An 11,755-nucleotide genomic window follows, 5' to 3' on the forward strand; every position below is an offset into this window, starting at 1 on the left:
GGTCGTTCGGCGAAGCTCAGTTCTTCGTACGGAACTTGTGGATCGCGTACGGCGCCGCGATCGCCGTGATCCCCACCGACCAGGCCAGCGTCACCCACAGGTCGTGCGCGACCGGGCCGCCGACCATCAGGCCGCGCGCGGCGTCGGCGAGCGTGGACAGCGGGTTGTAGTCGGTGAAGTTCTGCAGCCAGCCCGGCATCGAGTTCGTCGGCGCGAAGATCGACGAGCCGAACTGCAGCGGGAACAGCACCAGGAACCCCATGGCCTGCACGGACTGGGCGTTCTTCAGGACCACGCCCAGGGTGAGGAACACCCACATGATCGAGGAGGCGAACACCGCGGACAGCGCCACGGCGGCGAACAGCCCGCCCCAGTGGGTGATGTGGAACCCGACGAGCACGGCGACGATCATCAGCACGGCGGTGGCGAACAGCATCCGCACCAGTTCCACCGAGATCTTCGCGAACAGCACCGAGCCGCGCCCGATCGGCAGCGACCGGAACCGGTCCATCACGCCGGAGTTGAAGTCCTGGCTGAACCCGGTGCCGACGCCCTGCGAGAGCGTCATGCTCATCATCGCGATCATGCCCGGGATGACGTACTGGACGTATCCGTCCTGACCGCCGCCGAGCGCCTGCCCGATCGAGCCGCCGAAGACGTACACGAACAGCAGGGTGAAGACGACCGGCATCAGCAGCGCGTCGAACATCGACTCCGGGTCCTGCCGGATCCACAGCAGGTTGCGGCGGACCAGGGCTCCGGTGTGCCGCAGGTGCGCGCGCAGCGGGATACGGACGTCGGCGGCCGGGGTGGTGGTGGCGGCGCTCATACGGCGACCTCCTGGCGGTCGTCGGTGGTCTTGGCGTCCTGCGGGGCACTGGCGCGGTGGCCGGTGAGGGACAGGAACACCTCGTCCAGGCTGGGCAGTTCGGTGGTGATGGAGCTGATGGTGATACCGCGGGCGGTCACGGCGCCGACCACCGCGGTCAGTTGCTCGTCGCTGAGGATCGGCACCAGCAGGGTGCCGCTCTCGCCGTCCACGGCGGTACCGGCGAGCCCGGTGATCCCGAGCTCGTCGATCATGGCGGCGAGCGGCGGGGCCTGCAACGGATCGACGGGCCGCACCCGCAGGGTCCGTCCGCCGACCCTCGCCTTCAGCTCCTCCACCTTGCCGCCCGCGATGACCTTCCCGCGGTCCACGACGGTCAGCTCGGAGGCGAGCTGCTCGGCCTCCTCCATGTACTGGGTGGTCAGCAGTACGGTCACCCCCTCGCCGACCATGGCCTTGACCTCGGTCCACACCTCGTTGCGGGTGCGCGGGTCGAGGCCGGTGGTCGGCTCGTCCAGGAACAGCACCTGGGGGTGTCCGATCATCGAGGCGGCGAGGTCGAGCCGGCGCCGCATGCCGCCGGAGTACGTGCTCGCCGGCCGCTTCGCGGCCTCGGTCAGCGAGAACCGCTCCAGCAGTTCGTCGGCCCGAGCACGGGCGTCCTTGCGCGGCAGGTCCAGCAGCCGCCCGATCATGTAGAGGTTCTCCCAGCCCGGCAGCTTCTCGTCCACGGAGGCGTACTGCCCGGTCAGGCCGATCACCCGGCGCAGCTGGCGGGGCTGGCGCAGCACGTCGTACCCGGCGACGACCGCCTCTCCCGCGTCGGGCTGCAGCAGCGTGGACAGGATCCGTACCAGGGTGGTCTTGCCGGCCCCGTTCGGGCCGAGCACGCCCATCACGGTGCCCTGGCGGACGTCCAGATCAACTCCGTCGAGTGCCTTGGTGTCGCCGTAGTGCTTCACCAGCCCCCGTACGGACACGGCGTTGTTGTCGATTCGCGTCATGGGTAGAACCGTGCCAGGCCCCACCGACAAACCACCGACAGCCCACCGACACCGGCCGACAGTCCACCGACAGCCCGCCTACGCGAACGCCGACGGGACCGCCGACGGGACCGCCGACAGGCGGGCGCGTACCGTGCAGGCCGTGACCCCATTCGAGGCCCGGCCCATCGGCACCGGGCGACTGGACCTGCTGCCGCTGCGCGTCGAGCACGCCGAGGAGATGGCCGCGGTGCTCCGCGACCCGGCCCTGCACACCTTCACCGGCGGCACCCCGGACACCGCCGAGGCCCTGCGCTCGCGCTACCGCCGCCTCACCGCGGGCTCCCCTGACCCCGCAGTCTCCTGGCTGAACTGGGTGATCCGGCTCCGCCCCGACTCCTGCCTCACCGGCTACGTCCAGGCGACGGTCACCGATGCCGTCGCGGAGATCGCCTGGGTGGTGGGCACCCCGTGGCAGGGCCGGGGCATCGCCACCGAGGCGGCCCGCGCCCTCGTCGACCGGCTCGCCCGGCAGCGGGTGTTGACGGTCATCGCCCACATCCACCCCGACCACCACGCCTCGGCCGCGGTCGCCACAGCCGTCGGCCTCCGCCCCACGGACCTCCGGCAGGAAGGCGAGATCCGCTGGAGCCGACCCGCGCCGCTCTGACCGCGAACGGCAGCCGGCCCGCCGACGGGGGAAGATCGGCGGGCCGGCCTCGGTGTTTCCGCAGTGGCTCTCGGCGGGCGGCCGTTCTCCGGACCCGGAAGGGGCGCGAGGAACGGCGCGACCGGCCACGACGAAGCCGTCCGACGATCGACGGCCCCTCGCGGCTCTTCCTCGGCGCCGCGCTCAGTGGACGGAGTGCTCCTCCAGCGGGAACGCTCCGCCGACGACGTCCTCGGCGTAGGCGCGGGCCGCGTTGCCCATGACCTCGCGCAGATCCGCGTACTTCTTCACGAACTTGGGCACCCGGCCCGAGGTCAGGCCGAGCATGTCCGTCCAGACCAGGACCTGCGCGTCGGTCTCGGGACCGGCGCCGATGCCGACCGTCGGGATGTGCAGCACCCGGGTCACCTCGGCCGCGAGCTCCGCCGGGACCAGCTCCAGGACGACCGCGAACGCGCCCGCGTCCTGGACCGACTTGGCGTCGCGCAGCAGCTGCTGGGCCGCCTCCTCGCCGCGGCCCTGCACGCGGTAGCCCATCGCGTTGACGGACTGCGGGGTCAGGCCGATGTGCGCCATCACCGGGATGCCGGACTCGACGAGGAGCCGGATCTGTTCGTACGACCGCTCGCCGCCCTCCAGCTTGACCGCGCCGACGCCCGCCTCCTTGACCAGCCGGGTCGCCGAGCGCAGTGCCTGCACCGGGCCCTCCTGGTAGGAGCCGAAGGGAAGGTCGCCGACGATCAGGGCGCGCTGGGTGCCGCGGACCACGGCCGCCGACAGCATGGTCATCTCGTCCAGGGTGACCGGCACCGTCGACTCGTAGCCGAGGTGACAGTTGCCGGCCGAGTCGCCGACCAGGAGCACGGGGATGCCGGCCTCGTCGAAGACGGAGGCGGTCATCGCGTCGTAGGCGGTGAGCATGGGCCACTTCTCGCCGCGTTCCTTGGCGAGGGCGATGTCCCGGACCGTGATGCGTCGCGTGCCCTTGCCCCCGTACAGCGTCCTGCTGCCGTCGGAGGGGCTGTTCTGCACAGTCTGGGCAGCCGAAAGCTGCGTCATGACAACGGCTCCTTCAGTCATCTCGAGGCACCCTGACGGCGTCCCCGGATCCCTCCCATGGTGGCACTTCGTGCCGCCCTCGGCCAGGGGACCTCCGTGTGATCCATCGGTCATCGCCACCCGCCCGCCGGAGCACCGCCGTGTCGCGTTGTGTAAGTTTTGAGTAAAGGACTTCAGATACGAGACGGTGCCGTATTGAAATGGGCCTAGGGTCGTCGGCATGACAACTCCTGCCGACCACGCTCCACCCGGTCCCCGCATACCCGAGGCGGTGCACCGGCGCCGCTGGGCGATTCTCGGCGTGCTGATGCTGAGCCTGCTGATCGTGGTGCTCGACAACTCGATCCTGAACGTCGCCGTCAAGACCATCTCCACCCCGGCCCCGGTCGGCCTCGGCGCCACCCAGAGCCAGCTGGAGTGGGCGATCAACGCCTACACCCTCGTCTTCGCCGGCCTGCTCTTCACCGCCGGCCTCGTCGGCGACCGCCTCGGCCGCAAGAAGGTGCTCATCGGCGGCCTCCTGGTGTTCGGCGTCGGCTCGGCCTTCGCCGCCGAGTCCGGCTCCCCGGACCAGCTGATCGGCTTCCGGGCCCTGATGGCCCTCGGTGCCGCCTTCGTGATGCCCGCCACCCTCGCCGTCCTGATGAACGTCTTCGAGCGTCAGGAGCAGCCCAAGGCGATCGGCATCTGGGCCGGCGGCGTCGGCCTGGCCATCGCCATCGGCCCGATCACCGGCGGTGTGCTGCTCGACCACTTCTGGTGGGGCTCGGTCTTCCTCATCAACGTACCGATCGTGATCATCGCGCTCGTCCTGATGTTCTGGCTGGTGCCCGACTCGCGCGACCCGCGCCCCGGCCGCATCGACCCGGTCGGCGTGGTGCTCTCCGTCGTGGGCCTGGTCCTCCTCGTCTACGGCATCATCAAGGGCGGCGAACTCGCCGACTTCACCGACGCCAAGGTGCTCGCCACCATCGCCGCGGGCCTCGCCGTGCTGGCCGGCTTCGTGATCTTCGAGATGCGCAGCGACCACCCGTCCCTGGACGTCACCTACTTCAAGAACAAGGTCTTCTCGGCCGCCATGGCCGCCATCGCGCTGGTCTTCTTCGCGCTGATGGGCGTGACCTTCTTCTCCGTCTTCTACACCCAGAGCGTGCGCGGCTACTCGCCGCTGCAGTCCGGTCTGCTGCTGCTCCCGCTGGCCGTCGCCCAGATGATCTTCGCGCCGCGGGCCCGGCTGGTCGTGGACCGGTTCGGCAACAAGGCCACCACCGCGGGCGGCCTGGTGCTGATCGCCGCCACGCTGGGCGCCTTCGCCACCTTCGAGGCCGACACGCCGATCTGGATCCTGGAGATCGTCTTCTTCCTGATGGGCTTCGGCATGGCGCACATCATGACGCCGACCTCGGTCGTCATCATGCAGGCGCTGCCCCGCGAGAAGGCCGGTTCCGCCTCCGCGCTCAGCAACACCTTCCGCCAGGTCGGCGGCGCCCTCGGCATCGCCGTGCTCGGCTCGGTGCTGTCGACGTCGTACCGCAACGGCGTCGAGGGCAAGCTCGGCTCGCTGCCGCCGGGGCTGCGCGAGACCGCCGGCGAGTCCATCGAGGCCACGCTCGGTGTCGCCGCGAAGCTCGGGGCGCAGGGCAAGGCCCTGGTCACCCCCGCCAACGACGCCTTCCTGCACGCCATGCACACCACCGCCCTGTGCGGCGCGGGCGTCGCGCTGATCGGCGCCGTGGTCGTGGCCCTCTTCCTGCCGGGCAAGCCGCCGGCCGGTCAGCAGGGCGACCGGGAGCAGGAGTTGGTCGTAGCGGGGGAGTGAACGACCGGACGGACCGGACGGCACCGGCAGGAACCACGGGGGAGACCGCGGGAGACACCACGGGGGGAGGCTTCGGCTGCGGGAGAATTCCCGTAGCCAGTGAGAGGACGGTATGACGTGACGCTCGCCGACAGCGGACCGCGGTCCATGGCCCCGGCACCGGCCCGGGGCCGCCCGCGCAGCGAGGCGGTGGAGATCGCCATCGTGGAGGGCGTGATGAAGCTCCTGGAGGACGGCGTCCCGCTCGCCGAGCTGTCCATCGAGCGGATCGCCCGGACCGCCGGCGTCGGCAAGGCCACCATCTACCGTCGCTGGAACGGCAAGGAGGAGCTCTTCGTCGACGTCATGCGCGCCGCCGAGCCCCCCGACCCCGAACTCCCCGGCACCTCCATGCGCGAGGACCTCGTCGTCCTGCTCGAATCGCTGCGGCAGCGGGGACTGATGAACCGTTCGTCGGCCATCCTGCACAACGTCTACGCCCAGATGAAGAGCAGCCCCCGCATCTGGGACGCCTACCACGCCAATGTCGTCAACCCCCGGCGCGAACTGGGCAGGGAAGTACTGCGCCGGGGGCAGCGCAACGGCGAACTCCGCGCCGACGTCGACATCGAACTGGCCAACGACATGTTCACCGGCCCGATGCTGCTCAGGGCCATCCTGCGCCCGGACGCCGAACTCCCCGAGGGCCTGGCCGAACAGGTCGTCGACACGGTGCTCGCGGGCCTGGGCCCCGTCACCGCACCGGAGCCGGAGCCGGAGCCGGAGCCGGAGCGGTAGCCGTGGCCGCGGTGGTGCGGTCGCGGGCCGAGTGTTCGCGTTTCGTCACAGTCCCCGCCGATCCGACGGCAACCGGAACTCCTCCCGGCTGCTCGTTCGTCCTCGTCTTCCGTACGGCCGTCATGTGACGGCGGGAGAGAAGCCGATCATCCCCTAGGGTCGTGTCCGGGGGAACGACGGTGTGCACGGCAGGTTTGTGAGGCAGGCGGTATGGCGCAGCAGGCGTACATGACGGAGACGGACAACGGCGGCTCGGGACCCGAGCGCCGGGGAGACCGGTTCCGGCGCCTGGTGAACCGCTTGCTGTCCGGCTGGCGCGACGATCCGCGGATCTGGCGCCGGGGCGTCGTCGTCGCCGCGGTGGCGCTGCTCCTCGCCGGGGTGATGCTGCTGCACTCCCGCATCCCCAACGCCGTCGGCAACCTCGGCAGTCTCACCGAGACCTTCCTGCCCTGGCTGGGCCTGCTGATCCCGGTACTGCTGCTGGCCGGCGTCCTGCGCAGGTCGGCGACGGCGCTGATCGCCGTACTGCTGCCGGCGATCGTCTGGCTGAACCTGTTCGGCGGACTGCTCACCGACAAGCAGAGCGCCGGCGGCGACTTCATGGTGGCCACCCACAACGTCAACGCCGACAACCCCGACCCGACGGGTACGGCCGCCCGGCTCGCCGCCTCCGGCGCCGAGGTGCTGGCCCTGGAGGAGCTGACCGCTTCGGCGGTACCGACGTACGAGAAGGCGCTGGCGTCGACGTACAAGTACCACGCGGTCGAGGGGACCGTCGGCCTGTGGAGCAAGTACCGCCTCACCGGGGTCAAGGCCGTCGACATCAAACTGGGCTGGACGCGCGCGATGCGGGCCACGGTCGCCACCCCGGACGGTCCGCTCGCCGTCTACGTGGCCCATCTCCCCTCCGTACGCGTCAAGCTGGACGCCGGCTTCACCGCCCGGCAGCGCGACACGAGCGCGGACGCGCTGGGCGAGGCCATCGTCGACGAGACCCTGCCCCGGGTGATCCTGCTCGGCGACCTCAACGGCACGATGAACGACCGCTCCCTCAACGCCGTCACCTCGCAGATGCGCTCCACGCAGGGCGCGGCGGGCAGCGGGTTCGGGTTCAGCTGGCCGGCCGCGTTCCCGATGGCCCGCATCGACCAGATCATGGTCAAGGGCGTGGAGCCGGAGAGCTCCTGGACCCTGCCGAGGACCGGCAGCGACCACCTCCCGGTCGCCGCACGTGTGAACCTGACCACATCGGGATCGTAGAAACCCCTGGTCGACCCCGCACCAACGGCTTTGTAAGGACAAAAGGACACCGCGCCGTAACCTGGCGGAATACTGGGCCTGGGACACTTTGTTCCGTAGCTGAACTTAGAACGCGCGGAACCCTGCTCCCCGAAAGGCAAAGCCCTTCATGCCTCTGGCCCTGCTCGCCCTGGCCGTCGGCGCTTTTGGTCTCGGCACCACCGAATTCGTGATGATGGGCCTGCTGCCCGACGTCGCCGACGACCTGCACATCTCGATCCCCGCCGCCGGCCATCTGGTCTCGGCGTACGCGCTCGGCGTCGTCATCGGCGCCCCGCTGCTGGCCGCGCTCACCGCGCGCCTGCCCCGCCGCACGGTCCTCATCTCCCTGATGGCCCTGTTCGTGGCCGGCAACGCGCTGTCCGCCCTGGCCCCCGGCTACGACTCGCTGCTGGCCGCCCGCTTCCTGAGCGGTCTGCCGCACGGCGCCTTCTTCGGCGTGGGCGCGGTCGTCGCGACCGGCCTGGCGGCACCGGAGCGCAGGGCCCGCTCGGTCTCCCTGATGTTCATGGGCCTGACCGTCGCCAACATCGTGGGTGTCCCGGTCGCCACCCTCATGGGCCAGCACCTGGGCTGGCGGGCGACCTTCCTGGGCGTGAGCCTGATCGGCGTCGCGGCGATGGCCGCGGTGTTCCTCCTCATCCACCCCGCCCGCACCCCGGCCCCGGCCTCCGGCCTGCGCGGCGAACTCACCGCCCTGCGCTCCCTGCCGGTCTGGCTGGCCCTCGGCACGACGGTCGTCGGCTTCGGCGCCCTGTTCTCCGCGTACAGCTACATCACGCCGATGCTGACGGAGTCCGCCGGGTACGCCGAGACCCGGGTGACCCTGCTGCTCGCCCTCTTCGGCGTCGGCGCCACGATCGGCAACCTGGTCGGCGGCCGTCTCGCCGACCACGCGATGCGCGGCACGCTGTTCGGCGGCCTGGTGTCGATGGTGGCGGTGCTGGTCCTCTTCCCGGTCCTGATGCGCACGGAGTGGAGCGCGGCGCTCGCGGTGGTACTGCTGGGCGTCGCGGCGTTCGTCACCGGCTCGCCCCTCCAGCTGATGGTCATGGAACGCGCGACCGCGGGCCCCTCCCTCGCCTCCTCCGCCAACCAGGCCGCCTTCAACCTCGCCAACGCCGGCGGCGCCTGGATCGGCGGCGTGGCCCTGGCCGCGGGCTTCGGCGTCACCTCCCCGGCGGTGGCGGGCGCGGCCCTGGCCGTCCTGGGCCTGGGCGTCGCGGGCGTGGCGTACGCGGTGGACCGGCGCCACGACGTCCCGGCACCGGTCCACGAGCGGATCGTCGCCTCGCACGTCCCGGACCAGGCGGAGCCGGTCCACTCCTGACCGACACCGACGGTCCCGCTCACACCCGGTCCGGTCCGGGACCGTCGTGGTCCGAGCGGCCCCGGGGCACGGTGGAACGCGACGGACCCCGCTTTCCCCGGCGAGGCGATCGCGCCGGGCCACGCCCGGTCCGCGCGACCGCGGGTCCACGGCCACGAAGTGGCCGCGGGCCTCGGCGCCGTCCGCTACGAGGAGCGGACGAAGGCGCGGGCCTGCTCGATCCACCCCGACACGGCCTTGGCCCCGCACTCCTCGGCGACCGACCGGGCCTCGTCGAGGTGGCGGAACGCCGTCGAGGGATCGCCGGTCTCGGCCGCGAGGTAGGCCAGCGCCACCAGGCCGGCCGCCTCCCCGGGCCGGAAACCGATCTCACGGCGCAGGGCCACCGATTCGGCCAGCCGCTCACGGGCCTGCTCGAAGCGGCCCGCGTCCCTGTCGGCGAAACCCAGGTGGCGGACCGCGTAGGACATCGTCATCCGGTCGTCGACGGACTTCGCCAGCGCGTACGACCGCTCGAAGTACGGTCTGCCGGTGGCGCCGTCGCCCTTGACCACCTGATGCCAGCAGCCGACCCAGAACAACGCGTCCGCCTCACCCGAGGCGTCCCCCAGACGCCCGTACAGCTCGGCCGCGCGCTCGAACAGCGCCAGTTCCCGGCCGTCCTCCTCGCGGTCGTTCAGGAAGCGGACGTGCAGTACCCTGCCCCGGGCCATGGAGAGCGGCGCCTCGACCGCGTCCAGCTCGGCATCGGACCGGTCCAGCGCGGACGCGTCCCCGCCGAACATCGCCGCCTCGAACAACTCACCCGCACGCTCGACCCAGTCCTGCCCCGGCATACGCCAGCCCCTCCCCGTCGGACGATCACAGCGCCGAGGCTATCCCCGCGCCCCGGACGGGGGACGGGAACCGGCCGCAGCACGAAGGGGCGTGAGGTCCGTCAGGACCCCACGCCCCTTCGCCGTTCCGCTCAGCGGTTCACCGCGTCGGCGGATCAGTGCTTGCGGTGCGCCTTCGGCTGGTACGACTCCACGTAGCCGGCCGCCGGGGAACCCACGCCGGTGACGTCGTCGTAGCCCTTCACCGCGGACAGGGAGCTGTCCTTGCCGAGGCTGCGGACCGAGGTCAGCAGGCCGTCGGTGGCGTCGTAGCCGTTGGCGAAGTCGACGCGGGCGACCGCGAGGTCCTTGCCGGTCGGCTTGTCGGTGACGTCGTGGAAGACGCCCTTCTTGCCGTACTTGGCGTAGATCGACGGGTTGGCGAAGCCGATCGCCTTGCCGCCGGCCGCCTCCTGGGCGAGCGCCTGGACCGCCGCGATGGTCGGCGCGGCCAGCGAGGTGCCGCCGATGCGGTACTCGCTGTACGCCTCGGTGCCGTCCGCCTGGGTCTGCGTCTGGCCGACGAGGAAGCCGGTGTTCGGGTCGGCGATCGCCGAGATGTCCGGGACCACGCGGTTGCCGGTGGCGCTGTTGGCCTTCGCGAGGGAGTCCGGGACGACGCCCTTCTGGTAGTAGGGCTCGCCGACCGTCTTGCTGGTGCCGCCGCCCGCGCCCGAGGTGAACGCGCCCGGGAAGTTGGTCCAGCTCTTGCCGTCGGCCGACAGCGAGGCCTTCTCGGTGCCCCAGCCGGTCTCCCACAGGTACGTGTCGCCCTTGCCGACGGCGAGGGAGGTACCGCCGACCGCCGTCACCCAGGCGGAGTTGGCCGGGGTGTCGACCTGCTTCGTCTGGGTGTTGGCGACCTCGTCGCCGTTGTCACCCGAGGAGAAGTAGAAGCCGATGCCCTGCACCGCGCCCAGCTGGAAGACCTGGTCGTAGGCGGCCGCGAGGTCCGGGGTCTGGTTGGCCTCGATGTCGCCCCACGAGTTGGAGACGATGTCGGCGAGGTGGTTGTCCACCACCTTGCTGAGCGAGTCCAGCAGGTCGTCGTCGTAGCAGGAGGCGGCGCCCACGTAGGTGACGTCGGCGTCCGGCGCGACCGCGTGCACGGCCTCGACGTCCAGGGTCTCCTCGCCGTACCAGCCGGCCGCTCCGCACTCCTCGGTCTTGGTGTAGGTGTCCGGCAGCACCTGGTGCAGCTGGCTGGTCTTCCAGGCCTGGTCGCCGTTCTTCTTGGCGTAGGTGCCGGCGTCGAAGGCGATGGTCGGCGAGGCGTACGCGTCGGTGATCGCGACGCGCACGTGCTTGCCGGTGTACTTGCCGGCGCCGTAGGCGGACCGCAGCTGCTTGCCGGTGTAGCCCTTGATCGCGTACGGGATCTTGCCGCCGTACGCGCTCGGCAGCGTGGTCGCGATGTTCGAGCCGTAGTACGAGGAGAACGGCCCGGAGTTCTTGAACACGGAGTCCGGGGGCGGCAGCGTGTCGTCGTGGGTCGCCGTGTGCGGTGCGTTGTCCAGGCCGGTGACGGTCAGGACGGCGTCGCTGACGGCGCTCGGCACGCTCGCCGTCGTCGCCGGGGCGCGGTAGGTCTTCGAGCCCTTGGCGTAGTTGTGCAGCTGGGCGCCGAACGCCTTCTCGGCGGCGGACACGTCGCCGGAGACGGCGATGTAGTGCTGTGTGACCTCGGTGACCGTCAGGCCGGCCGCGGTCAGCCAGGACTTGACGGCCTTCACCTGCGCCTTGGTGGCGCCGTAGCGGGCCTGCACCTGCTTGGCGCTGAGGTACTTGCCGTAGAGCGGCGAGCTGGGGTCGGACACCGCCTTCGCATAGGCCGCGAGGCCCTTGGCGTCCTGGCCGGCCAGGTAGACCCGGGCCTTGAGCTGCGCGCTGTTCGAGGTGGCGCCCTTGTCCGCCTTGGCCGTGGCCCAGGTGGGCTTGGTGCCCTTCAGGCTGTCACGGGCCGGGCTGTCCGCAGCGTGCGCCGCGGGTATGCCGAGCGCGAGCGCGCCGGCGATCATAGGCAGTGTCGCTGCCATACTCACGCTGGCCCGCACCTTGGCACGGTTGGATCTCATACTGCCCCCTGCTATGCGGTTCGTCGCATGGAGTGG

At 71.1% G+C, this 11,755-nt stretch carries 10 protein-coding genes; 5 read left to right on the forward strand and 5 right to left on the reverse strand.

Translation table 11 applies throughout. From position 1 onward, the window contains the following. Positions 1-16: 16 nt before the first annotated feature. Together IEZ11_RS00885 and IEZ11_RS00890 are read right to left on the reverse strand one after the other, a co-directional pair. Positions 17-829, reverse strand: a complete 813-nt coding sequence (locus IEZ11_RS00885; RefSeq protein ID WP_189260558.1) for an ABC transporter permease — start codon at positions 827-829, stop codon at positions 17-19. After that, the gene (locus tag IEZ11_RS00890) at positions 826-1,833 is read right to left on the reverse strand and encodes an ATP-binding cassette domain-containing protein (RefSeq protein ID WP_189260559.1); all 1,008 of its coding nucleotides are present in this window, start codon (positions 1,831-1,833) and stop codon (positions 826-828) included. Before IEZ11_RS00890 ends, IEZ11_RS00885 begins: the two co-directional genes overlap by 4 nt. Before the next feature lie 142 nt (positions 1,834-1,975). On the opposite strand from IEZ11_RS00890, the gene IEZ11_RS00895 reads away from it, so the two are divergent. After that, positions 1,976-2,482: a GNAT family N-acetyltransferase gene (locus IEZ11_RS00895; protein ID WP_229712760.1), complete on the forward strand. Its 507-nt coding sequence runs from the start codon at positions 1,976-1,978 to the stop codon at positions 2,480-2,482. 183 nt (positions 2,483-2,665) lie between these two features. Here the strand turns inward: IEZ11_RS00895 and panB are convergent, their stop codons facing one another. Then, a complete protein-coding gene (gene panB, locus IEZ11_RS00900) occupies positions 2,666-3,541 on the reverse strand; it encodes a 3-methyl-2-oxobutanoate hydroxymethyltransferase (RefSeq protein WP_189260561.1) in 876 nt (291 codons plus the stop codon). A gap of 220 nt (positions 3,542-3,761) precedes the next feature. Here panB and IEZ11_RS00905 point away from each other — a divergent pair, with 220 nt between their 5' ends. The 4 genes from IEZ11_RS00905 (at position 3,762) to IEZ11_RS00920 (ending at position 8,769) form a co-directional block, all read left to right on the forward strand. Then, positions 3,762-5,360 (forward strand): MFS transporter, encoded by a 1,599-nt coding sequence (locus IEZ11_RS00905; protein ID WP_189260562.1) that lies wholly within the window; start codon positions 3,762-3,764, stop codon positions 5,358-5,360. Between the two features lie 117 nt (positions 5,361-5,477). Further along, positions 5,478-6,137, forward strand: a complete 660-nt coding sequence (locus IEZ11_RS00910) for a TetR/AcrR family transcriptional regulator (protein ID WP_189260563.1) — start codon at positions 5,478-5,480, stop codon at positions 6,135-6,137. A 210-nt stretch (positions 6,138-6,347) separates the two neighbouring features. After that, positions 6,348-7,400: an endonuclease/exonuclease/phosphatase family protein gene (locus tag IEZ11_RS00915; protein ID WP_189260564.1), complete on the forward strand. Its 1,053-nt coding sequence runs from the start codon at positions 6,348-6,350 to the stop codon at positions 7,398-7,400. A gap of 148 nt (positions 7,401-7,548) precedes the next feature. After that, positions 7,549-8,769, forward strand: a complete 1,221-nt coding sequence (locus IEZ11_RS00920) for an MFS transporter (RefSeq protein WP_189260565.1) — start codon at positions 7,549-7,551, stop codon at positions 8,767-8,769. A gap of 185 nt (positions 8,770-8,954) precedes the next feature. On the opposite strand, the gene IEZ11_RS51865 is transcribed toward IEZ11_RS00920, so the two are convergent. Further along, complete coding sequence (locus IEZ11_RS51865) at positions 8,955-9,605, reverse strand: tetratricopeptide repeat protein (protein ID WP_189260566.1); 651 nt, start codon at positions 9,603-9,605, stop codon at positions 8,955-8,957. Between the two features lie 155 nt (positions 9,606-9,760). Further along, a complete protein-coding gene (locus IEZ11_RS00930) occupies positions 9,761-11,680 on the reverse strand; it encodes a S53 family peptidase (RefSeq protein WP_189261088.1) in 1,920 nt (639 codons plus the stop codon). Positions 11,681-11,755: the final 75 nt, after the last annotated feature.

The sequence above is a fragment of the Streptomyces fuscichromogenes genome, from assembly GCF_014645815.1.
Classification (GTDB): Bacteria; Actinomycetota; Actinomycetes; order Streptomycetales; family Streptomycetaceae; genus Streptomyces; species Streptomyces fuscichromogenes.

Bases quoted from the DNA above. Each gene is read 5' to 3' on its own strand.
- IEZ11_RS51865 (WP_189260566.1), bottom strand. From the start codon at position 9,605: ATGCCGGGGCAGGACTGGGTCGAGCGTGCGGGTGAGTTGTTCGAGGCG.
- IEZ11_RS00890 (WP_189260559.1), bottom strand. From the start codon at position 1,833: ATGACGCGAATCGACAACAACGCCGTGTCCGTACGGGGGCTGGTGAAG.
- IEZ11_RS00920 (WP_189260565.1), top strand. From the start codon at position 7,549: ATGCCTCTGGCCCTGCTCGCCCTGGCCGTCGGCGCTTTTGGTCTCGGC.
- IEZ11_RS00905 (WP_189260562.1), top strand. From the start codon at position 3,762: ATGACAACTCCTGCCGACCACGCTCCACCCGGTCCCCGCATACCCGAG.
- panB (WP_189260561.1), bottom strand. From the start codon at position 3,541: ATGACGCAGCTTTCGGCTGCCCAGACTGTGCAGAACAGCCCCTCCGAC.
- IEZ11_RS00885 (WP_189260558.1), bottom strand. From the start codon at position 829: ATGAGCGCCGCCACCACCACCCCGGCCGCCGACGTCCGTATCCCGCTG.
- IEZ11_RS00915 (WP_189260564.1), top strand. From the start codon at position 6,348: ATGGCGCAGCAGGCGTACATGACGGAGACGGACAACGGCGGCTCGGGA.
- IEZ11_RS00930 (WP_189261088.1), bottom strand. From the start codon at position 11,680: ATGGCAGCGACACTGCCTATGATCGCCGGCGCGCTCGCGCTCGGCATA.